This window comes from Bacillus sp. NPDC057893 (assembly GCF_042796455.1).
Lineage (GTDB): Bacteria > Bacillota > Bacilli > Bacillales > Bacillaceae_G > Bacillus_A.
Genome location: NZ_JBHVNG010000002.1, coordinates 888922 through 910324, shown reverse-complemented (window position 1 = coordinate 910324; position 21403 = coordinate 888922). Strand labels below are relative to the sequence as shown.

The following is a 21403-nucleotide window of genomic DNA, read 5'->3' as shown; positions in this document are numbered from 1 at the left end:
TAATATAGTTTAACATAAAATGTAGTTTTAGTTAATTTTAATTTAATTTATTTAAATTTAATTTAATAATCATTAAGGAGAATCTTCTATGGAAAATATAGATATTGGCAAAAAAATTGAAAAGCAAAGAAAAGCAAAAGGTTTAACTAGTAAAGAACTAGCAAATATGGCTGAAATCACACCATCTATGTTAAGTCAAATTGAACGTGGTTCTGCTAACCCTTCTATTCAAACATTAAAGGTACTCGCAAAAGCACTTGATGTTCCAACGTTTAGCTTTTTACTTGAAGAAACAAATACAGATGATTTAATCGTACGCTCTCATAAACGTAAGAAAATGATTATCGATAATTTATCATATGAAATGCTATCACCTGATTTCACAGGAAATTTAGCAACAGTAATTATGACTGTTCCTCCAAATACTGCTTCATCAGAAAATGTTCTAGAACATAAAGGAGAAGAGCTAGCATTTGTATTAGACGGGAAAATCACATTGCACTTAAATGAAGAAGAGTACACATTAGAAACTGGTGATAGCGTAAAAATACCAGCTTATTTAAAACATAAATGGGTAAATCAATTCGAGAAAAATGCGATTGTTTTATTTTCTGTTACTCCGCCGATTTTTTAATTCATATGATGATAAAAAAATAGCCATGCATGGAGGATGCTCTCCGTACATGGCTATTTTTATTTTTTTGGTACTAACAAAATCCCTAAACTAATAACACAAAAACTGAGTATTTGCTGTATTGAAAGACCAAATAGAACTGAATTTTGTTCATTAATAAGTGAAATAATGATATGAGCAATTCCCTCGGAAATTAAAAAGAAGCTTATATTCTTTCCATTTCCTAATCTTTCATTTTTAATCCATAACGAACCAATTATACCCAGTGCGAGTATAATCTCATACATGAAAATAGGATGATACAAAAATTTTGATTCATATATTTTCATCCCCCATGGCAGTGTCGTTTGTATACCTACTTCTTGATGGAATAGAAAATAAAAGATAATACACACACACAATCCAAAGGGTAATGTATCAAGTAAAATTCGAAGAGAAAATTGCTCTTTTTTACTTTTCCAAACAATGTATATACTAGCCATAATAAAACCTACTATAATATGTTGAATACTTCCTACAGCTAATAAAGCTTGCATTGGCGCCCCAATGGCCCATACTGGATTTAAAATTGCCGGTGCGAATTTCCATATGAATACAATGATGAGAAGACCATTCGTTACTGCATCCATCATTTTTTCATATTGAATATTTTGCTTTTTCATCCTTAGTTTCATCAGAGTAAATCCAAATAGACTTCCTATTATAATAGAAACTGGTTGTAACCTCACCATCCACTCCATCACTATGAAATCCCCTCTTAATTCTCAATTATTTTCTTAAACTTCTCTTCTAATTGATCTGGAGGTAATACACCTCGTGCATGATCTACAATAATTCCATCTTTATTAACAAAAAATGTCGTTGGTAAAGAGAATACTTTATAATCTAATCCAGCTACTCCGTCCATATCTAATAGAACAGGAAATTTAAATCCGTGACGATCTGCGAATGCGCTCGCTTCTTGTACTGGATCACCGATTGTTGCATTTACCGCAAAGATTTCAACATCCTCCTTATATTTATCATACAAACGAACTAGGTCAGGAGCCTCCATTTCACATGGGCCACACCACGATGCCCAAAAATTAATAACATATGGTTTTCCCTTTGCATCATTTAACGAATACAGCTTCCCGTCCAATCCTTTTAATGTTATGTTTGGTGCTTTAAATCCCACTTGTGGTAATACTTCTTTCTCTTTTAGCTCCGCTTGTTTCGCTTTTCTTTCTTTTTCTTCTTTCTTTGTATTATAAAAATTAACCCCTGCCCAAATTAGTGCCCCGGTCAGTATAATAGCAATTAGTTTCTTCACTTTTCTTCCTCCTCATTTCTAAAATCCCGTAAATCCGCCGAATAGACGAATAAAGAACGCTGTAATTTTCGTCATTTGATTCGTATATAATAAAACCCCTGTTAAAATCATCATTCCACCGCCGATTTTCATCATGACATTGGCATAAGTAACAATCCATTTTACCTTTCCAATAAAAAATGCCATCACGAAAAACGGAACTGCAAAGCCAAGAGTATATGCCGTAATATAAAGAAGCGCACTTTCAGGATTGGTCGCCCCGAGCATAAGCACTGCAGAAAATATCGGACCAACACACGGTGTCCATCCTGCTGCATATGTCATGCCGACCAAAACTGAGCGAATATATCCTGTCGATTTACTTCTATACTGCACTTTTTTCTCTGCCATAAGCCACTTAGGCTGAAACAATCCGGTCATAAATAACCCCATCAAAACAATAAAAATCCCACCAATTTGCTGAATCAATCTTTGATTAGATGAAAAAGTAATCCCAATCCAACTCACCGATAAACCTAACGCATAAAATATAACCGAGAAACCGATCATAAAAAATACTGTATGTATAATCGCTGACTTTTGCATAATTCCACGATTTTCTTTTAAATCTTGAATGGAAACACCTGTAATATATGATAAATAAGATGGATATAGCGGTAAAGAACATGGTGATATAAATGACAGTACCCCCGCCCCTACTACAAGCCAAATTGTTAAATCGGCTGCATTCATTTTATTCCTCCTAACCACACTACAAATCGTAGTGTTAACTATTAAAAAAAGAGGCTATATGCACTCTCCAACAATAAGTACAATCGACATACAAAATAGCCCTAACGTTACATATACTGAATTCGTATGTAATGGTATATTCAGCTTAATAACTTTCTCATTCAACACTTGCTCAATCCGTAAATTAATTGCAGTTTTCGCAAACGAAGCTGTAATACATTGATTTTCCATCGTCTTTATTTTAATTAATTTTAATAATGCACTACCTAGCTCAAATGAAGATTTCATTTTTTGCATCGCATATTTATCTGCTGCTAACTCTTGATACGTATGATATCGTTGTAGCAACCCTTTTAATATCGGAATATACATCATTCCCTCTGCTAACAACGTAAAACAAAATAATTTTAGCGGATCCAGATTGTTTTGATGATATTCTTCATGGAATACAATCGCATCAATTTCTTCCTCTGAAAACGTCTGAAGTATTCCTTCTGACATAACAACTTTCGGACGAAATAATCCAATTGTAAATGCTGCAACTTCCATAGTCGGCAGTATATATATTTGTTTTCCTTTTCTAATGAAAGGGAAAATTACTTTTTGCAATTTTTTACTATAGAAAAATTGCCGCCAAAGTCTTTTGCACACTATCAATACAGTAAGTAATAATAATCCAGCTATTATAATACGAATCAGCGATAGTTCTTTCATATGTTTTTCTAATTCAAACAAGCAAAGTTTTGAAAGAAAGAACGCCTTATTTTGAAAAAGAAATGGATATGAAACGTAATACACTAACATGCTGAAAAAGAGAGTACTTACAATTACTGCTAACAATACGATTTTACGCATTTGCCATTTCATTTTATCGATCCTCTTTTTTTAATTGACTCAATTTGTCTTCTAATTTTTTTATTAAAGTCGGATCAGCCTGCTCTAACTCATCTAGCATATGATTTACAACTAAATCTCCAAACTCCCCCATTAATTCCTGTGTCATTTTCTTCGTTTGATTGGATAAGAATTCTTCTTTTGTTTGTACAGCACGATATATGCCACTTCTTTTCACAGTCTGTTTTTCTAAGTGTAATTTCTCTACTAACCTGTTCATAACTGTCATAACAGTATTAAAATTCACAGGCGATTCTTCACTTAATTTCTGCTGCACTTCTTTAATCGCAATACCCTCAGTAGACCAAACAATCTCCATAATTTTCGCTTCAAGCGGTCCAAAGAAGTGATTTAACCCTTGCTCATTTAACTTATAGTTTTGAGTAAACATAGTACGGCTCCTTCCACACTACAGATTGTAGTATGAATTAAATGAAAGGTCAAACTCGAATAATATAAACTAATATCCACTAATTATAAATCTGTACTCCGTTCCATTCATTGTAAACCTAACTTCTCTCCAAATGTAGCGAAGAGGTAATACTCTAATATTTGCACACTAAACTTCTCATTACGCCCGAGTGCAAATAATTCCCGATCTTTAGCTACGATAGTATCTAATGGAATCAACACATTATCCACTATTTTTGTAATTTCAATTATATTACTTTCTACGTTTACTTCTGTTTTAAATTCAATATTTTCTAATACTATATGTGAACGTCTTCCTGATGCAAAAAAAGTAAAGTTAGGATTTTTAAAAATTCCAATTTCACTCTCTAACGGATATAAATATTTATAAATTATCTCTCTGTGCCCATCTTTTATTATTTTTTCATCTTTTTCATCATCTAAATATTCTTTTACCTTCGCTGCGAACTCAAATCGAAAATCCACTCTTTCACGCTCCCTCTTTTCAGTTTACGCTAATAAATATATTAATATAATTTTACCATATTATAAAATAACTTCCTATAAAAAGTAAAAACCACTTTTGTAAAACCTCTGGTATTCCCCGCACTTTTTAAATATAAACACTCTTTCAATATTAATTAGTACGCCGTTATATTCATTTAAACATATTGTTTCCATACTTTAAAACAATATTATCCAGTATTATATATCAATACAGTGAAACTTTAATCAGTGGGGTTTTGTTCATCCCCTACTGATTATTAGTTGAACCAATCGGGCGTTTACGGGAAGTCCGACTCCCACCTAACCGCTTTGCTCCAGTCGAATTTTGAGGTGGGAGTCTTACTGCCCGTTAATGCGGGATAAACTGCTTCTAATTCCTTTCTATCCACAGCTATCGACTCCTTATGCTATTCCAATATATTGTTCACTTTATTTCCCCTTATTCATTAAATCACAGAAGGAATGTAACTCCCCGCTATCGAATTTTTACATAACAAATATTATTAGGTGGTGCTTTACTATGAAATTAGCTGTCATTGGTGGCGGTGATTTACAAGATCCAAATCACTTGCATATTAATGAACGACTTATAGAATTAACAAATAAACAATACCCAAAAGTATTATTCATTCCAACAGCTAGTCGTGATGATGAAGGATATATAAAGTTATTTTTAGAAACGTTTGAAAAGCAATTACATTGTGAGGTTCAAATTTTACGCATTATAACCGAAACACCTACTAAATATGAAATAGATGAGATGATTCATTCTGCCGATTTAATTTATCTTGGCGGTGGAAATTACGTTCACATGCTTGAACAATGGAAAGAACATAAACTAGATGAAAAGTTACTATTTGCTTTAAAACGTGGAACACTTATTGCAGGATATAGTGCCGGCGCTATGTGCTGGTTCACATCTAGCCTACGTTCAGATTATGAAGGTTCTGGTTATATAGAAAGTAGTGGCTGGAGTATTGTTAACAAAAGATTTTGCCCTCATTACAATCAATTAAATAGAATGAATGCTTTCCATACGTTTTTACAAACTCACCAAGGTAATATAGAAGGCATTGCATTAGAAGATAATTGCGCTTTATATATTACAGAAGGTTCATTTGAAATTATCGGTGAGCCAGATACAGCTTGGGAGTTTTATATAAATAATGGAAAACTCATTAGACAACATTTTGACATAACTTTAAAAAGTTATTTATAAGCATTCATTAACGAAAAATGTCCCTAAGTATAATGACTTAGGGACATTTTCATCTTTTAACTCACTAATCGTGTAATTCGTTTCTTCTGCCATGAAAGCTTATAATATGCATACTGTAATATTAAGCTGACGATGAATGCAGCTGGATACCCAATCCATATCCCTTCTATTCCAAGGCTCGTATGGTAAGAAAGATAATACGCCACAGGTACTTCAACAAGCCAAATTGATACAACACTGATTACAGTTGGCCATAGTACTGTACCACTTGCTCGCATTGTCGCACTAATAATTTGTGCATGACCGAAAATTAAGTAGCTCCATAATGTAATCATGATTAGACTATGAGCAATGTCAATTGTATTTTGACTTGTTAAAAATAGTGCTAAAATATCTCTTGAGAACAAGTAAATAAGAGATATTAATACACCACCAATAATATAATTCATGATGATTCCGGCCTTAACAACTTTCTGCAATCGATCAAATTGGTTCGCACCAATTGATTGCGCCGCAAAAATTGATACGGTAATGCCGAGACTAACTGCCGGCATTTGTACATAACTTGCAACTTGGTTCACAACACCATACGCCGCTGTTGCATCTGATCCATAGCGATTCACAAATGCAATTACCGCAATTTCTGATAATGAAACTAATATCATATTAATACTCGCTGGAATACCAAGTCGTAACAATAACTTTAATAACTCCCAGTCCATACGAAGATATTTTCTTACTGTAGCGTCTAATTGCAGTGGATGATTTTTCTTCTTTAAATACACTAGCATGACAATAAACGTAATAACTGTGGATATAACAGAAGCATACGCTGCTCCATAAACATCTAATTTCGGAGCTCCTAACCAGCCAAAAATAAGAATTGGTAATAAGATCATATTTAGCGCTGTACTTACGATTAAAAAGTAAAATGGCGTTTTAGAATCTCCTGTACCTCTCATAAATGTTGTGTATGCAAAATATAAAAATAATACTGGCATAGATATAAATAAAATTCTTGCGTAATGCACACTTATTTCAATAATATTTTCGGGTGTTCCCATAAGGCGCATAATATCCATCGCAAAAATACTGCCTATTATCGCCAACACGACTCCGATAATAAAAGTAAACGTAAGCGTCGTACCAACGATAGCTTTTAAGCGCTCTTCATTTTTAGCACCAAATGCCTGACCAATTAAAATTGAACTACCAGAACCAATTCCAATTACAAATGAAACGAGCAGGAAAAATAACGGGAAGAATGCCGATATAGCTGCTAGATCATTTACGCCAAGCCATCTTCCTACTACTACCATTCCAAATAACTGTCCAACTGACTGTAATACATTACTTAAAAGTAACGGTACTAAAAACATGGACATCGATTTCCATATCGGCTTATGTTCCGTTTCTGACTGCTGTGACTCTACACCTTCTTTATTGTTATCTGTAGGTGGTTTCAAATTTCATTTCCCCTTTTATTAATTTCTGCACGGTTATATCCGTGCGCTCCGTACTGTTCCAACTTTTCCAATTCTACTTTCGATATTGAAATGCCCAGTCCCTTTCTTTTTGAGACCTCTGATGCTTCAAGTTCATCATACATTTTTTTGTATTTATAATGCGCTACATATTTCAATCCATATCTCTTTGTATAGTTGTTTTTATTCTGTGCTTCTATTCATTTTCTTTGCTTCACACTTATAACTTCACCCAATATTGGCTTCCATCAGCTGTTCTATCTAAAAAACCATACTCGATTAAATATCTTCTTAAAGTTACAAAATCCGGATATACATTTTCTAAAACTGTATTTACTTCTTTTTCCGTATACTTTTCATTGCTATCAAATTTCTTCACTAAATGACGCAATATAATTAATTTACGCTTTTGCTTTTTCGGAAATTTAGAAAGCGGTCCATCCAAACCTTCTGTAAAATGCGCTGTTAAAACTTCAGCATTTTCTTCCTCTGTAATATTGTATCGATCATCCACCATCGTAGCTGTTCTATGAATCGGTACAAATTTAGTTTGAACTTTTGATTTTTCTTCTGACAATTCCATTAACGCTAAAAATACTTTCGCTTGCTTCATTTTCTCTCGTAATGTAAATCGATGATTGCGAATCGTCGACGTACTCCCGCCATCCATTTCTTTTACAATCTCTTTATCGTTAAGTCCCATATGGAAAAACTGAACCATTTTCTTTTGCAAATCAGTTAAACCTGTAAACTTCTTATCAAGATTTAATAAATAATCAAACATAGACGTGTGCTCATTTTGAATATGCAACTGTACAAACTTCTCTGCTTCATACAAAACTTGATTTTCTTGATAAATAACCCCTTTAATAAACGTTTCTCCACAAGCTAAACAAATATACTCCTCTGCTGCCTCGTCAAATACATACCCTTTCTTTAATTCCTCTACCGACGCATCCCAAAACTTCTCTGAAATATCACTCATACTAAACACTCCTTTAAAAGGTTTACTTAAAAACAAACAAATTACAATAACGTTTATTATCACTACATCATCTTAACATATAAAAAGTAAACATTTCAATGTTTCGTTTACCTATTTTATAAACTTTAATTAAAACATCTATTAACAAATCTTAAAAAGGACTTAAAACAACGAAAAGCGAATGTGTTTATATAAATTAATTACTATAGGATGTGAAATAGAGCATGATTATTCTTCAAGACCCTTGGTTTACGGTTCACATCATACACTTGGTCTTTCTCCTACTATATTGAAAGAAGTAAAATACGCTATTCAATATTTAAGTGATAACAACCTCGTTCAACATGGAACCGGCACTCACTCATTCCAAAACTTCAGCATTCAATTTTAACTACAAAAAAGGTGTTTCCACATATAGAAACACCTTTTTACCTTTTATATATTTTATAAACAACTTTCACTAAAACTTTACTCGCTTGTACAAGTACATGTTTTCGCTTTCCATCCTCAACGAATCTATTTGAGCAGCCACTCATAATCATCATACAACTAATTATGACTAGCACTACACTTCTATTCTTGTTAGTCACTTTATGCCACTCCACTACTAAAAACTTCATTTAAATTTATCCTATCAAAAAATTTTACACGAATAATAAACCGAAAAAATATGCAATTCTGCATATTCCTACGTTTTATTACGATGTTATGATTTAATTTAGTTAATGAACACGTATAACGAGGTGACTAACTTGAAGTTTAAAGCGAAAAAAAATCCATTTCATGTCATTTTCATTACATTATTTATAATTATTTTTTTCATTTCGCTATTCTTCCAAAATGAAAATTCTATTTTTTTCACTCTTATGATGCTGTTAAATATCGTAAATCTTTCTTCATTCTATTTCTCTCACTACAACATAGCGGAATCTTCTCTCATAATAAAAAACGGTTTCATACTACGTACTGAAATTCCATTTGAAGATATTCGTCACATTAAATACTCTGGCAAAACACTCCGTTCAGAAAAATGGACTAGGCAGCAATTAGAAATTGATTATAATTTATTTGACTCAGTGACAACTTTCGTACCACAAGAAGAAGAAAAATTCATTTTACTCTTAAAAGAGAACTGTCCGAATATGAAAGTAATGAATCGAACACCCCACTAATTCATACCAATAGTGGAGTAAAGTTATATTAAAAGTTCGTTAATAAATTTACGAGTTATTTTTTTATCCTAATGTCCATACTCCTACAATTAAATTACATATATTGTTAATAATGATGAAAGGAGGAACAACAATGGAGAATACAAATAGCAAACTATTTGTCAACACTGAGCAAGGTGTATTTACCTCTCAAAAACTTCAAGTAGCTATGGATCAAGCTTTTCGAGTTCCTGTATTTTTAAGTACTGTAAATACACTTAATCAACTACAACAGCAATTTTTAGACAGGCTCATTTTTGAACTGGAGCAAGCTCTTCTTTTTCCTCGCACAATTCCACGAAACGATCAATATCCTGAATCACCTTTAACAAGCATAAGAAGAATGATTTTATCAAGTTATGGCCTCGTGGCTGTAGATTTTCAGCGTTTTTTTGTACAAGGCGTGAAAACAAATGTAGGTCCATTTTTACCAGACACACCATTTTGGGAAGGGACTCCTTTTTCTCAAATCGAGCCAGCTATGGGGTCCAATACGGACTTCCCCTCCTATTAATTCGTGAAACGGGAACCGATGTAAATAGAGGGATTTGGCAAATAGGAAATGCACCATTCTTAATTTTAGACTGGAATTCCGACACACAATCTATAGATTCATTTTTTAGTAGTGTTTCATGGAGACAATTTTTTGCGAATTGGACTGGTCATGTAAGAAATGGATATTATCTACAAACAGAACCTGCGTTTAAATATTAATTGCTTACTCTGGCTAACTCAATTCTAAGTTAGCCTATTTTCATGACATAAAGCTCCCCCTATATTCCTATAACAAACAATATGAACATACAAAGGCGAACTGTTACTCTAAAATAATGAACAGTGCTTCGTATGTATAAGCTAAGTCATGGAGAATTAACAGTTAAATTATTACAAAATATGCATAACCCTTTAAGTATATTTACTTTCCCACAAGGCATTATAAATGAATATCAAAAAAAGCCAAGATTCTAAATTAAGAACCTTGGCCTCTTCTATTATTCTTTCGGAGCAATCATTTTTTTCGGATCTACAATTTCATCAAATTGCTCTTCTGTTAGTAATCCTGATTGCAGTGCTGCTTCTTTTAAAGTTAATCCATCCTTATGAGCATGCTTCGCAATTTTCGCTGCATTTTCATATCCGATATGCGGATTTAGCGCTGTTACAAGCATTAATGAACGATTCACATTCTCATTAATTACTTCTTCATCCGCTTCGATACCAACTGCACATTTATCATTGAATGAAACAGTTGCATCAGCTAATAAGTGAGCAGATTGCAGGAAGTTGTAAGCAATAACTGGTTTGAATACGTTTAGCTCAAAATTACCTTGGCTCGCAGCAAATCCGATTGTTGTGTCATTCCCCATAACTTGTGCTACAACCATTGTTAATGCTTCACTTTGCGTTGGATTCACTTTACCTGGCATAATAGAGCTTCCTGGTTCATTTGCAGGAATAATAATTTCCCCAAGACCACTACGCGGACCACTTGCAAGCCAGCGCACATCGTTAGCAATCTTCATTAAATCAGCAGCTAATGCTTTTAATGCTCCGTGTGCAAATACAACTTCATCATGACTCGTTAACGCATGGAATTTATTTGGTGCAGAAACAAATTGTTTACCTGTAAACAGACTAATTTCTTCTGCTACCATCTCGCCAAATTTAGGGTGCGCATTAATTCCTGTTCCAACCGCTGTACCACCAATTGCTAATTCTTTCATATATGTATTGCTATCTGCAATCATACGCTCTGTTTTTTCAAGCATACGGTGCCAACCGCTAATTTCTTGCCCTAACGTTAAAGGTGTTGCATCTTGTAAATGCGTACGACCGATTTTAATAATATGTTCAAATGCAGTTATTTTTTCTGCTAAGGTTTCTTTTAATTTCGTAATAGCCGGTAATACATGATTTTCTACCGCGATTACACACGCTACATGAAGCGCTGTTGGGAATGTATCGTTTGAACTTTGAGACATGTTCACATCATCATTCGGATGAATATGTACGTCAGATCCCTTTTCTTTCAAAATTTGATTACCGCGGTTTGCAATTACTTCATTTACATTCATATTCGATTGTGTACCACTACCCGTTTGCCATACGACAAGTGGAAAATGTTCATTCCATTTCCCTGCAATAACTTCATCAGCAGCTTCCACAATTGCTTGCGTCTTCTCTTCTGATAGCTTTCCTAATTTTTGATTGCTAATCGCTGCACTCTTCTTTAAAATCGCAAATGCTTTTACAATTTCAAGTGGCATATGCTCTGTTCCAATTGGAAAGTTTTCCTTACTGCGCTGCGTTTGTGCTGCCCATAATTTATCAGCTGGAACTTTCATTTCTCCTAATGTATCTCTTTCAATTCTGTACTCCATTTTTTCATCCCCTTGAAAATAAAATACCTACATTTCTCATTTTAACAGACTTTCACCCAAATGATAAGAATTCTCACTCTTGTGTATAAAAAAAATTACCTTCCGCCACCGCAGAAGGTAATTTTTTATGATGCTTGCTTTCCTTTATCCGCATCATCTACATACCAAATGAACTTGCCTGTATATCCATAAATAACTGCTAAAATGAGTGATACGAAGCTTAGCCACATAAATGGCACGTATGATAACGTTGATACACCTAAAATACCAGCCATAAAAATACCATTATCAGACCACGGAACCATACCAGAAGTTAACGTTCCACCTACTTCTGAGTTACGTGCTAATACGCGGCGGTCTATTTTTAATTTATCATAGCTATCTTCCATAATTTTTGGTGTTAAAATAAGTGATACGTACATCGCACAACCAAATATATTTGCTAAAAACGCAACAATTAATGTAGACAATGTTACATTACCTGCAGAATTTAATTTCTTCTCAAATTTTGATACGATTACTTTAAGAACACCTAACTTTTCAAGTAGTCCACCAAAACCTAAGCCGAAAATAATAACGGCTACTGAACCGAGCATACCGTTAATTCCACCACGGTTTAATAACTTATCGACAAACTCAACACCAGATTGAATTGAGAATCCGTTATATGCTGTTCCAATCGCCTCTCCAAAGTTCATTCCTTGGAAAAGAGCTGCCCAAATTGCACCAATTAAAGCTCCCATAGCAATTGTTGGCATAGACGGTTTCTTCATCGCCAATAGCACAATAACAATGACCGCTGGAACAAGCATCCATATTTTAATATCAAAGTGCTTTAATAAAGATTCTTTTAAAAACTCTACTCTATTTAAATCTACATTATCCCCGCCATACATCCATCCAGCAACAGTAAACATAATGCTAGTGATAATATAAGCTGGAACGTCTAATACGAGCATAGCTCGAACGTGAGCAATAACATCTACTTTCGCCATAGAAGCTGCAAGAACTGTGCTATCAGAAAGTGGTGATAATTTGTCTCCGAAATAAGCTCCTGAAAGGACTGCACCCGCAACAAGCGGAAGTGGTAATCCAAGCCCTTCACCTATCGCCATCATAGCAATACCTGCAGTTCCAACTGTTCCCCATGATGTTCCTGTCGCGATAGAAGTGATTGAACAAATAATTAAAGTTGCCAACAAGAATATGCTAGGGTGAATGAATTCTAATCCATAATAAATTAATGTAGGTACAACCCCACCAGCAATCCACGTTCCAATTAAAGCCCCAACTGCAACTAAAATAAGAATTGCTTCTAATCCATTAGAAATCCCTTTCGTAATTGCATCTTGCAATTCTTGATAACGAAATCCTAATCTTAATCCAAGCGCAATAACTAAAAACCATGAAATAAATAGCGCTAATTGAATTGGGAGATCAAAAATCGTTTGGAAGGAAAAAACGACAGCAAGAAATAGGCATAAAAGAATAATAATTTCTAGCATCGATGGTAATCTTACACTTTTCATTTTTTTCTCTCCTTACAAGTCGATAACATGATGTATGTAGTCTTACGTGTATGTAGTATACAATTAGCGAAGACAAAACAAAATTTTCATATTATTTCGATTTATTTTTCCAGTATAATATATTCACAACCCTTTCTATTGTAAAAGTAGATGACTCTTTTCGCAATGAAAAATATAAAAAATATTGTATTTTTATTTATTTAGATAAAAACACCTAATGAAATAAAACTTTAATCAATGAGGGTTTTATCCATCCCCCACTAATTATTAACCCATAATAACCTTTTTAATATTTGCCTCAACAAAACTTTTCACTACCGCTTTCACCTCATATGTAATAATATATTTCCACATAAAAAAAGAGCACACATCATTTAATCGATGCATGCCCCTCTTTTATTTATACATATTTTGTATCTCTTCTTTATTTTTAAGTATTTCCGAAAATTTATCGCTACAACCTTTCGGAAATAAAACTCCGAGTCCATATGAATGCCCAAACTGAAAATGAGGGTGTTTCACCTTGACCTCATCCCAAAACTTATACACACCGAAATCACCGTTTTTAACTTCGATATCATGAAATAATACAATACCGTTTTTCGCAACTTTAGGTAACCATGTTTTATAATCATGAGAAACAGCTTCATACGTATGATAGCCATCAATATGCAAAAGATTTATCGTTTCATCTTGAAACTGATCCAGAGCCCCATCAAAAGTAGATCGAATTAGATTTCCTATATTAGGGTAACTAATATTCACAACTTTTTCTACTATATGAAAAATCCCTTCTCCATATGGACCTGTATGCTCATCTCCAGCCCAAGTATCTACAGCAAAACACTTAGTTGACAACCCTCCGTCTTTTACCCCCTGGCAAAAACTAAAAAAGGAAGCACCTAAATGTGTGCCTAGCTCAACTAAAGTTCCTGGCTTTTCAAATCGTACTAAATCATATGCGAAATCCAAATGCCCACTCCAAGCAGATTGCGATCGAATAATATGGCTAAAATTATCAAATTCAAACGATGGTTTATGAGTAACCCAGTTCATCTCATATCTCCTTATACACATATTTTTAACAAACCAAATTACTCTTATTTTTATTTTTTGGGCGTCGCGATTATGATTATATTTCATAAAAATATGCAGAATTTATTCTTTTGAAATTCAATTAAAGATCAATTTTCTCTCCTTCACTATATTTATATTTAACTGGATGATTGTCCAAATGATTCCTACTACAACACAAATTTATTTAGTTATGAAGAAACTGGGATGAACGATATGGAGATCAAATAACTGAGCTCGTATTTATTGGCATTAACAGAAAAAGAAATGAAACAAGATTGGAATATCTTTGTTGATCCTATTCCAGCTTTTACTTATACTTCATAACAAAGTGAAAAAAGGCTTCCGTAGAATGAAGCCTTTTTTCATTTTGTAGTACTCTTATTTAACAGATTTGCTTTAATAAGAAACATAATTGTACCTAAAACAACTAATATAGCATATACGATACCAACTACATCACCTATTTTTTCTAAGCCAAACGGTAATATTATAGTAACAACTCCGACTATATAGGAAAATACTCCTGAAAGCTTCGCTAATTTATTTTTATCTCCAACAAACGTTTCTTCTTGATATCCTGCCAACAAAAACAATCTCTTTTTCACATGCATTTGATACCCTAAAAAAATGATTTCTATGAAAGAATAATAAAGCTGGTTACACAAAAGTGTAACCAGCTCCTTCTTTAATAATCTATATGCTATGCCTAAATATTTACGTAATCTTCAATATCTTCGTACTCTTTTTCCAATTCCTCTAAAGACAGCTCGTATAATTGTCGGTCGCGAATCTTAAACACCCCTGCTCCAATTAACTCATCAATTAAATGCCTCTTACGATTTTCAACAGCAAAACGGAGTTGACTACTCATCTTTTAAAAAACTCCTTTCTACGATCATTGAAAATGATAATCTTTATCAATTACCACTTTTGATTATAAAAGATGATTCTTAATAAGTAAAGTAATCTTATGAAATATTTACCTTACAAAGTATTTGTGGCCACATTATATATATGTATGCCATGCGAAAAATGTTATGACACTTTTTCTAATCCTTTTTCTTTCATACTTTGCAAGTTGTCTCACTATGATTAAATTCACCTTCAATTTCTACTTGAATGGTGACATGTTCTACATGAAACTCCCTCTTTAATACATCGGTAGCTTCCCTTAATACACTTTGCGTTTCATTCCCTTTAATAATAAGGTGACATGTTAATACTTGAAAATCCGATGTGACAGACCATATGTGCAAATCATGGACTTCTTTTACAATCGTAATATTTAATAATGTGTTTTTTACTTCTTCAACATCTATATGCTGCGGTGCACCTTCCATTAATATATGAACCGTATCACGTGTTACACGCCATCCACTTATAATGACTAAAATAGACACAAGAATACTAGCAATCGCATCTGCAGCAGTCCATCCGAAAAATTTAATAAGTAACGCTGCAATAATCGCTCCGACTGACCCTAATAGATCACCTAGTACGTGTAAGAACGCACTTCTTAAATTCAAATTACCTTTCACATCTCCGCCTCTCATTAATATCCAAGCTGATAAAATATTAATAAGCAGACCAAGTACAGCAATAATGAGCATTCCATTACTAGCAATCTCAACTGGTTCTTGAAAACGACGAATTGCTTCAATAAAAATGTATATAGAAATGACAATAAGTACAACACCGTTACATAATGCCGCTAACATTTCGACTCGCTTATATCCGTATGTTTTCGCGGTTGTTGCTGTTTTCTCTCCAAGCTTGAACGCAAGTAAACTTAAAGCTAAGGATACCGCATCACTTAACATATGTCCTGCGTCAGATAATAGTGCTAAGCTATTTGTTACAAATCCCCCAATAACTTCAGCAATCATAAAGCTTGTTGTTAATAGGAAGGCAAGTAATAACGCCTTTTTATTTTTAGAATGTCCGTGATCATGTGAATGTCCCATACAAATGCTCCTTTAAGTGCAATATCTGTATGTTAGTATGAAACAAACTCCCCACCTTTATCCCGCTTCCTCTGTATACAAACTTCGCTACTTTTCAAACAAGTCCTTTTTCTCAACTAAAAACAAGACTACTTCTTTTTTATTTTCATATTGTTTACTAATGAAAGAATTTTTAAGGAGGTTACTAAAATGAAACGTTTATTTCTCTGTATGGAGCGTGAACTTGTTGTAGTCAAAGAACAATATGGTCACTATGAAACAGCATCTCACTTACAAAATATCCAGCCTACTTGTATTGCTGTTGATCCATTTCAAAAGAATCGTGTATATTGTGGCACATTCGGACGAGGTTTATGGTTAAGCGATGATGGTGGGGATTCATGGAGACCCATTGGGGATTCTTATCGTTACTTTGATTTTCCGAAAGAAGATGGTATTTTACATTCTTCGATCACTTCCATAACGATCAGCTCTAATGAACAAGTTAACGGATATGGCGTCGTTTATGTAGGCACAGAACCTAGTGCTTTATTCCGTTCAGAAAATGGTGGTGAAACGTGGACTGAACTTAAAAATATGAAATCATTATTATCTTCCTATACGTGGGCTTTCCCGCCCAGACCTTTTACTCATCACGTACGCTGGATTACAGTTGATCCAAACAATCCAAATACAATCCACGTTTCCATCGAAGCTGGTGCTGTTATTCAAAGCAACGATAAAGGGCATACATGGATTGATAAAAAATTCGGTGCTCCTATCGATGCTCATCAATTACTCATGCATCCTGACGCACCAAATCGCCTATATGCATCATGCGGTGACGGATTTATGGGCGGCCCTGATCGTGCATATCTTGAAAGTTATAACAGTGGAAACAGCTGGATCTCATGTAGTGAAGGACTTGAACATCATTATTTATACAGCATGGCTATCGATCCAGCTGATTGTAATACGATTCTCGTTTCTGCTGCACCGAGTGCTGATCTCGCTCATCACCGCATTCCTTATGAATCTTATATTTATCGAAAAACGAAAGATACTCCTTTCCAGCAAGTACAGCAAGGACTACCATCAGCAATCGGTACAGTCATTTCGATGTTTGCTACAAATCCAGCCGAACCACATAGGTTTTACACTTTAAATAACAATGGCATCTTTCAATCCACTGATAGCGGTGAAACGTGGGAACAACTAAACATTACATGGAAAGAGGAATATAAAACGCAACATCCGCATGCATTGCTCGTTACTAGTTCTTAACAAAAAGAGCCTGCCTTCATTTAAGGCAGGCTCTCTATTTATTTCTTTAAATCAATCACAATATCATCTAACACAATATCTTTACTCTTCGCTTCTTTTTTCGGCACTTCAATTTTCTTCTCTTTCCCATTCACATACTCCACTCCACCATGATTTTCAGGTGTATGAACTCGCAAGTGCACGTGAGGTGTGACAATAAGCTTTGTAGCATTTTCGTTCAACTTTTGGAAGGTAGCACTCCAACTACTTTTATGCGGTTCTGCTACTTTACTGCTTCCACCATTTCCTTTACCTGCATATTTATTTCCTATATCATCTTTTATTTCTAATTCCACATCAGCGCTATCCCATATACTTCTTAATGCCTTAGATTCTTCTTGATTGTAAAAAACGATAAAGGACATCGGGGTTACTTCCATTTTGTCTATATTTACTTTTATTAATTCATTTTCAGAAACCCCATTAACCTTTGCTTCCTTACTATCCATTGCTTTTAAACTAAGTGCGAAATTCCAGTTCCCCTTTATTACATTACCTTCATAATCCAACTCAATTGCTTCTATATCCCACCAAACATTTGCAACATCAAGCCTTTCATTATCAGTATCACTCATAGTGGTCATACCTACATATTTTCCCTCTCCAACTTTTGTAACTTTCGAACTACCTGCCCCGCCATTAAAGCCCATAACTTGCGGACTTCCAAATAGGAACGGTTTCTCTCCTAAATCTTTTTCACTCTCAATAGAATATGTGATTGTAATTGTTCTCCCATCAAACACAGCATCATTAATTGTAACTTTAACCCCATTACTCTCTCTCGTCATATTCAATTCAGTCGAAAACTCTTTATAATTTTCATATAATCCTGTTCTACCGTTATCTAAAAAGCGGAATATGTCACCTACAATTGGCAATCCCCCAGCATATGTAGGAAATCCGATACCGAGTGTTGCAACTGATAATCCTACTAAAATAGATGCAGCAGCGACACCTTTTTTCCAAGTTTTCATCTTTTTCTTCGTACGTATAGATCGTTTTAAATTACGTTTCACTTTTTCTTTTTCAATTTCAGAAGTCTCAAGTTCTTTTTCATCTATATCAATATCATTTAATAGTTCATAAATGTCTTTCATATTACACTACCTCCAAAACTAATATTCGTAGCATTTTGTTGTAGTTTCTTCTTCCCGCGATACACACGATTATCTATCGCCGCTCGGGTTAATCCTAATTTATCTCCTATTTCCTCTGTCTTCATACCGAGGAGATATTTCATAACGAACACCTTTTGATCTAAAGGTTCCAATTGATTAATAAGCTTCAATAACTCTTCCCTATCTTCCATAAGAATTAATTCGTCTTCTGCCGATTTTTCCGTACTTATATGAAACTCATCTGAAATGATTTCTACTTTTTTAGTCGCTTTCCGGTAATAATCAATTGCCTTAAACTTTGCAATCGCCGCAATCCATTTTTTAAAATCACTCGGCTCTCCATGAAATTTATTTGCGTTATTCCAAATGGAAAGAAATATATCATTTACACATTCCTCTATCAATCCATCATTTTGAACTGGGAGAAGAACTTTGTGCGTTATCCCCTTTATGAGCGGTAAGTATGTATCAACAACAAATTCTAGCGCATCTTCTTTTTGCCGCTGTAATCTTTTTATATAATTTTTCTCATTTGATTTCATGTAGCGATTCCCCTTATTTTTTGGTAAAAGCTTTTACACCCTATATAACGTCCAGAAAAAATTTTTCTCTCATCTTTTTATTATTTTTTGTATGCAATGGAATACTTTTCCTTTCCCATTGTCTCATATAACTTTGAATTTGAAGAAAATTTTCTCAAGTCTACAATTTAATTCATGTAGTACACTATTTATGTAGCCTTTCTTTAACTTAGTGTACATTTTATTTTATTAATCTACTTTTAATTATTTTAAATTAGGAGATGAGATGTGTATGTGTGGAATTACAGGCTGGGTAGATTGGAAAAAGGATCTTTCCAATGAACATGTTATTTTAGAAAAGATGGCAAGTAGTATTCAGCATCGCGGTCCGGATGCTGAAGGATTTTGGTTTTCACCTCACGCGGCTTTTGCACACCGGCGTTTAATTGTTATTGACCCAGAAGGCGGGACACAGCCGAAGACATTCCGTGCTGGTGATTATACGTATGCTCTTACTTATAATGGAGAAATTTATAATTTTCGTGAACTGAGAGAGCAACTTCAAAAATGTGGGCATGCATTTGAAACACACTCAGACACAGAAGTGCTACTACATGCTTATTTAGAATGGAAAGAAGACTGCGTACAACATTTAAACGGAATTTTCGCTTTCGCCTTATGGGATGATCAGAAGCAGCAATTGTTTTTAGCACGCGATCATTTAGGTGTAAAACCACTCTTTTATACAGAAAGAAATGGCAGTATTATTTTCGGTTCTGAAATAAAAGCATTATTAGCTCACCCATCTGTTCCTGCTGAAATTGATACGGACGGAATAAATGAAGTATTTGGATTAGGCTTATTTCGAACTCCAGGATGTGGTGTCTTTAAACATATTCAAGAAGTTCGTGCTGGACATTCTATAACATTCACACGTGATAAAAAAATAGTTAAGAAGTATTGGAATTTAGAAAGTAAGATCCATACCGACTCTATCGAAGACACATCTTCGCATATTTTATCTATTTTACAAGATACAGTAAAAAGACAACTAATTGCCGATGTTCCCCTCGTATGTATGTTATCAGGCGGATTAGATTCTAGTGGTATTACTGCACTGGCGGGTAAAGAATTTAGAGAGGGAAACAAAACACTTCACACATATTCAATCGACTTTTTAAATAGTGCGAAAGATTTCGAACTGACATTTGCTCGAACTGGTCTAGATGCTCCTTGGGTAAAACGTGTTTCTGAGCATGTAGGGACATCGCATCATGACATTGTTGTTAATGCAGAAGAATTAGCAAATCACTTATTCGTTCCCCTTCATGCGAAGGATTTACCTAGTGCAGGCGAAATGGAAACTTCACTATATTTACTATTTTGCGAAATGAAAAAAGATGCAACCGTGGCTTTATCTGGGGAGTCGGCTGATGAAGTATTCGGGGGGTATCCTTGGTTTCACCAAGAAGAACTATTATACGTGGATAAGTTTCCGTGGTTAACAAACTGGAAAAACACATCTTCTCTATTATTAAACGACGTAACAAAGCAATGTAATCCTGAGCATTATATTAATAAACGATTCCATGAGGCTGCTCTTGAAGTACCTACTCTTGAAGGTGAAAGTAAAAAACCCGCGAAACAACGGCAAATGTTTTATTTATTTTTAACACGATTCCTTCCGTTCTTACTCGACCGTAAAGACCGTATGAGTATGGCTGTAGGATTTGAAGTTCGTGTACCGTTTTGCGATTATAGACTAGTTGAATATTTATGGAACGTACCTTTTAACATCAAAAGTATTGATAATATTGAAAAAGGTATTTTGCGTAGAGCACTGAAACCTGCTTTACCTGATGATGTGCGAAATAGAAGAAAAAGCGCTTATCCTACTTCACAAGATCCACACTATTTACAAACAATCCGCAATTTAACACTTGATATGTGCAGCAATAAAAACAATCCTGTTTTCTCACTTATTAACCATTCCATATTACTTGCAATTGCTGATCAAAGTAATACAGAGATTAACAATTTTGAAGCAAGAAGTGCAATGGAGTACATGCTCCAAGTAAATGAATGGTTGAAAACGTACCACATTCATATCGCTTAACAAAAA

Annotated in this window: 24 protein-coding genes and 2 pseudogenes; 8 read left to right on the top strand and 18 right to left on the bottom strand. The window is 34.3% G+C overall.

The genetic code is table 11. From position 1 onward, the window contains the following. Nucleotides 1-88: 88 nt before the first annotated feature. Nucleotides 89-634, top strand: a complete 546-nt coding sequence (locus ACFVQC_RS13510) for a helix-turn-helix domain-containing protein (protein ID WP_377898480.1) — start codon at nucleotides 89-91, stop codon at nucleotides 632-634. Nucleotides 635-693: 59 nt separating this feature from the next. On the opposite strand, the gene ACFVQC_RS13505 is transcribed toward ACFVQC_RS13510, so the two are convergent. The 6 genes from ACFVQC_RS13505 to ACFVQC_RS13480 form a co-directional block, all read right to left on the bottom strand. Continuing rightward, nucleotides 694-1377: a prolipoprotein diacylglyceryl transferase family protein gene (locus ACFVQC_RS13505; RefSeq protein WP_377898479.1), complete on the bottom strand. Its 684-nt coding sequence runs from the start codon at nucleotides 1375-1377 to the stop codon at nucleotides 694-696. A 14-nt stretch (nucleotides 1378-1391) separates the two neighbouring features. Further along, nucleotides 1392-1946, bottom strand: coding sequence for a TlpA family protein disulfide reductase (locus ACFVQC_RS13500; RefSeq protein WP_377892783.1), 555 nt, complete (start codon nucleotides 1944-1946; stop codon nucleotides 1392-1394). An 18-nt stretch (nucleotides 1947-1964) separates the two neighbouring features. Next, nucleotides 1965-2678: a cytochrome c-type biogenesis protein CcdA gene (gene ccdA / locus ACFVQC_RS13495; protein ID WP_377892781.1), complete on the bottom strand. Its 714-nt coding sequence runs from the start codon at nucleotides 2676-2678 to the stop codon at nucleotides 1965-1967. A 54-nt stretch (nucleotides 2679-2732) separates the two neighbouring features. Beyond that, the gene (locus ACFVQC_RS13490; protein WP_002148997.1) at nucleotides 2733-3545 is read right to left on the bottom strand and encodes a M56 family metallopeptidase; all 813 of its coding nucleotides are present in this window, start codon (nucleotides 3543-3545) and stop codon (nucleotides 2733-2735) included. A 1-nt stretch (nucleotide 3546) separates the two neighbouring features. Next, nucleotides 3547-3963 carry a BlaI/MecI/CopY family transcriptional regulator gene (locus ACFVQC_RS13485; RefSeq protein ID WP_002149004.1) on the bottom strand — a complete coding sequence of 139 codons (417 nt, stop codon included), beginning with the start codon at nucleotides 3961-3963 and terminating at the stop codon, nucleotides 3547-3549. Nucleotides 3964-4070: 107 nt separating this feature from the next. Next, nucleotides 4071-4469 carry a DUF3942 family protein gene (locus tag ACFVQC_RS13480; RefSeq protein ID WP_377898478.1) on the bottom strand — a complete coding sequence of 133 codons (399 nt, stop codon included), beginning with the start codon at nucleotides 4467-4469 and terminating at the stop codon, nucleotides 4071-4073. Nucleotides 4470-5010: 541 nt separating this feature from the next. Between ACFVQC_RS13480 and ACFVQC_RS13475 the strand changes: the two genes are divergently transcribed. Next, on the top strand, nucleotides 5011-5709 hold the full coding sequence (locus tag ACFVQC_RS13475) for a peptidase E (RefSeq protein ID WP_377898477.1): 699 nt from the start codon (nucleotides 5011-5013) through the stop codon (nucleotides 5707-5709). Nucleotides 5710-5765: 56 nt separating this feature from the next. Here the strand turns inward: ACFVQC_RS13475 and ACFVQC_RS13470 are convergent, their stop codons facing one another. The 3 genes from ACFVQC_RS13470 to ACFVQC_RS13460 all read right to left on the bottom strand — a co-directional run bounded on the left by ACFVQC_RS13470 (nucleotide 5766) and on the right by ACFVQC_RS13460 (nucleotide 8178). Continuing rightward, nucleotides 5766-7175 carry an MATE family efflux transporter gene (locus tag ACFVQC_RS13470; RefSeq protein ID WP_377898476.1) on the bottom strand — a complete coding sequence of 470 codons (1410 nt, stop codon included), beginning with the start codon at nucleotides 7173-7175 and terminating at the stop codon, nucleotides 5766-5768. Continuing rightward, the gene (locus ACFVQC_RS13465; RefSeq protein ID WP_002149011.1) at nucleotides 7172-7351 is read right to left on the bottom strand and encodes a hypothetical protein; all 180 of its coding nucleotides are present in this window, start codon (nucleotides 7349-7351) and stop codon (nucleotides 7172-7174) included. Before ACFVQC_RS13465 ends, ACFVQC_RS13470 begins: the two co-directional genes overlap by 4 nt. A 62-nt stretch (nucleotides 7352-7413) precedes the next feature. Further along, the gene (locus tag ACFVQC_RS13460) at nucleotides 7414-8178 is read right to left on the bottom strand and encodes a DUF2087 domain-containing protein (protein ID WP_377892775.1); all 765 of its coding nucleotides are present in this window, start codon (nucleotides 8176-8178) and stop codon (nucleotides 7414-7416) included. Nucleotides 8179-8425: 247 nt separating this feature from the next. Between ACFVQC_RS13460 and ACFVQC_RS13455 the strand changes: the two are divergent. Next, nucleotides 8426-8569: pseudogene (locus ACFVQC_RS13455) on the top strand (MBL fold metallo-hydrolase); the annotation flags it as partial. A gap of 37 nt (nucleotides 8570-8606) precedes the next feature. Here ACFVQC_RS13455 and ACFVQC_RS13450 read toward each other — a convergent pair. After that, nucleotides 8607-8798, bottom strand: a complete 192-nt coding sequence (locus ACFVQC_RS13450; protein ID WP_377898475.1) for a hypothetical protein — start codon at nucleotides 8796-8798, stop codon at nucleotides 8607-8609. A 132-nt stretch (nucleotides 8799-8930) separates the two neighbouring features. Between ACFVQC_RS13450 and ACFVQC_RS13445 the strand changes: the two genes are divergently transcribed. Together ACFVQC_RS13445 and ACFVQC_RS13440 are read left to right on the top strand one after the other, a co-directional pair. Beyond that, a complete protein-coding gene (locus ACFVQC_RS13445) occupies nucleotides 8931-9350 on the top strand; it encodes a PH domain-containing protein (protein ID WP_377898474.1) in 420 nt (139 codons plus the stop codon). Between the two features lie 133 nt (nucleotides 9351-9483). After that, nucleotides 9484-9903, top strand: coding sequence for a hypothetical protein (locus tag ACFVQC_RS13440; RefSeq protein WP_377898473.1), 420 nt, complete (start codon nucleotides 9484-9486; stop codon nucleotides 9901-9903). A 478-nt stretch (nucleotides 9904-10381) separates the two neighbouring features. Here ACFVQC_RS13440 and fumC read toward each other — a convergent pair whose 3' ends face one another. From fumC to ACFVQC_RS13425, 3 genes are all read right to left on the bottom strand, one after another. Then, nucleotides 10382-11770: a class II fumarate hydratase gene (fumC, locus tag ACFVQC_RS13435; protein WP_377898472.1), complete on the bottom strand. Its 1389-nt coding sequence runs from the start codon at nucleotides 11768-11770 to the stop codon at nucleotides 10382-10384. A gap of 125 nt (nucleotides 11771-11895) precedes the next feature. After that, nucleotides 11896-13299, bottom strand: a complete 1404-nt coding sequence (gene nhaC, locus ACFVQC_RS13430; RefSeq protein ID WP_377898471.1) for a Na+/H+ antiporter NhaC — start codon at nucleotides 13297-13299, stop codon at nucleotides 11896-11898. Between the two features lie 396 nt (nucleotides 13300-13695). Beyond that, on the bottom strand, nucleotides 13696-14355 hold the full coding sequence (locus ACFVQC_RS13425) for a class I SAM-dependent methyltransferase (RefSeq protein WP_002149018.1): 660 nt from the start codon (nucleotides 14353-14355) through the stop codon (nucleotides 13696-13698). A gap of 215 nt (nucleotides 14356-14570) precedes the next feature. Here ACFVQC_RS13425 and ACFVQC_RS13420 point away from each other — a divergent pair. Next, a pseudogene (locus tag ACFVQC_RS13420) lies at nucleotides 14571-14700 on the top strand (cobalamin biosynthesis protein); the annotation flags it as partial. 38 nt (nucleotides 14701-14738) lie between these two features. Here ACFVQC_RS13420 and ACFVQC_RS13415 read toward each other — a convergent pair. The 3 genes from ACFVQC_RS13415 to ACFVQC_RS13405 all read right to left on the bottom strand — a co-directional run bounded on the left by ACFVQC_RS13415 (nucleotide 14739) and on the right by ACFVQC_RS13405 (nucleotide 16340). After that, nucleotides 14739-15041 carry a DUF3784 domain-containing protein gene (locus ACFVQC_RS13415; RefSeq protein WP_002149019.1) on the bottom strand — a complete coding sequence of 101 codons (303 nt, stop codon included), beginning with the start codon at nucleotides 15039-15041 and terminating at the stop codon, nucleotides 14739-14741. Nucleotides 15042-15082: 41 nt separating this feature from the next. Continuing rightward, nucleotides 15083-15247 (bottom strand): Fur-regulated basic protein FbpA, encoded by a 165-nt coding sequence (gene fbpA, locus ACFVQC_RS13410; RefSeq protein ID WP_002149020.1) that lies wholly within the window; start codon nucleotides 15245-15247, stop codon nucleotides 15083-15085. A gap of 193 nt (nucleotides 15248-15440) precedes the next feature. Then, nucleotides 15441-16340 (bottom strand): cation diffusion facilitator family transporter, encoded by a 900-nt coding sequence (locus ACFVQC_RS13405; RefSeq protein WP_377892766.1) that lies wholly within the window; start codon nucleotides 16338-16340, stop codon nucleotides 15441-15443. A gap of 189 nt (nucleotides 16341-16529) precedes the next feature. On the opposite strand from ACFVQC_RS13405, the gene ACFVQC_RS13400 reads away from it, so the two are divergent. After that, nucleotides 16530-17603, top strand: a complete 1074-nt coding sequence (locus ACFVQC_RS13400; protein WP_377898470.1) for a beta propeller repeat protein — start codon at nucleotides 16530-16532, stop codon at nucleotides 17601-17603. A 38-nt stretch (nucleotides 17604-17641) separates the two neighbouring features. On the opposite strand, the gene ACFVQC_RS13395 is transcribed toward ACFVQC_RS13400, so the two are convergent. Both ACFVQC_RS13395 and ACFVQC_RS13390 read right to left on the bottom strand, forming a co-directional pair. After that, nucleotides 17642-18739, bottom strand: coding sequence for a DUF4179 domain-containing protein (locus tag ACFVQC_RS13395; RefSeq protein ID WP_377892763.1), 1098 nt, complete (start codon nucleotides 18737-18739; stop codon nucleotides 17642-17644). Beyond that, entirely contained in the window at nucleotides 18736-19302 is a 567-nt protein-coding gene (locus ACFVQC_RS13390; protein WP_002149029.1) for a sigma-70 family RNA polymerase sigma factor, read from the bottom strand. Before ACFVQC_RS13390 ends, ACFVQC_RS13395 begins: the two co-directional genes overlap by 4 nt. A 271-nt stretch (nucleotides 19303-19573) precedes the next feature. Here ACFVQC_RS13390 and asnB point away from each other — a divergent pair, with 271 nt between their 5' ends. Continuing rightward, nucleotides 19574-21397, top strand: a complete 1824-nt coding sequence (gene asnB / locus ACFVQC_RS13385) for an asparagine synthase (glutamine-hydrolyzing) (protein WP_377892761.1) — start codon at nucleotides 19574-19576, stop codon at nucleotides 21395-21397. Nucleotides 21398-21403 lie beyond the last annotated feature (6 nt).